General features: G+C 71.2%; 1 pseudogene. It reads left to right on the top strand.

Annotation, left to right across the window (positions count from 1 at the left end):
* Positions 1-119: 119 nt before the first annotated feature.
* Positions 120-385 (top strand): annotated as a pseudogene (locus KMS84_RS41175) (hypothetical protein); the annotation flags it as partial.

The following is a 385-nucleotide window of genomic DNA, read 5'->3' on the forward strand; positions in this document are numbered from 1 at the left end:
GAGCGCGAGGTGTTCGCCCGCGCCGGCATGTGGCTCACCGCCGGCGAGTGGGGCGGGCCCAAGGACGGCGAGACCGTCGAGAAGCGGCGGGTCAGGTACCGCACGGTGGGCGACATGTCCTGCACGGGCGCCGTCGACTCCGACGCCGAGACGCTGGACGACGTGATCGCCGAGATCGCCGCCTCCCGGCTGACCGAGCGCGGCGCGACCCGCGCCGACGACAAGCTCTCCGAAGCCGCGATGGAAGACCGCAAACGCGAGGGGTACTTCTAAGGATGAGCACCGTCACCGCCGAGGCACTCTCGGACACGACCCTGTTGCGGTTCGCCACCGCGGGCTCCGTCGACGACGGCAAGTCCACGCTGGTGGGCAGGCTGCTGCACGA

The organism is Streptomyces hilarionis (assembly GCF_024539675.1).
In the GTDB taxonomy this organism is placed as follows: Bacteria; Actinomycetota; Actinomycetes; order Streptomycetales; family Streptomycetaceae; genus Streptomyces; species Streptomyces hilarionis.